We start from the raw sequence: 240 nt of genomic DNA, 5'->3' as shown, positions 1-240 counted from the left end.
CACTGATGGACCGACTGACGACGAACTTTGCCGGAACGCTTTTCGGGCTTCACGGCGAACCGGCCCACGAACGCATTGTCGTGGCCAGCGATGCCGAATCCGGCCTGCAAGCCGTGATCGCGCTGTACAGCACTGCGCGCGGCCCTGCGTTTGGTGGTTGCCGCTACTGGCAGTACGCCTCGGACTACGAGGCGTATCACGACGCGCTGCGTCTGTCACAGGGCATGGCGTTCAAGAATG

At 62.9% G+C, this 240-nt stretch carries 1 protein-coding gene; it reads left to right on the top strand.

The window, feature by feature from the left end; translation table 11 throughout:
• Positions 1-240: Glu/Leu/Phe/Val dehydrogenase dimerization domain-containing protein (locus tag SB753_RS40890; RefSeq protein WP_410805657.1), on the top strand; the 240-nt coding region annotated here is incomplete at both ends.

Origin of the sequence: Paraburkholderia sp. SIMBA_053 (assembly GCF_046534895.1) — a bacterium.
In the GTDB taxonomy this organism is placed as follows: Bacteria; Pseudomonadota; Gammaproteobacteria; order Burkholderiales; family Burkholderiaceae; genus Paraburkholderia; species Paraburkholderia caledonica.
This window is presented reverse-complemented; position numbering and strand designations above follow the sequence as displayed.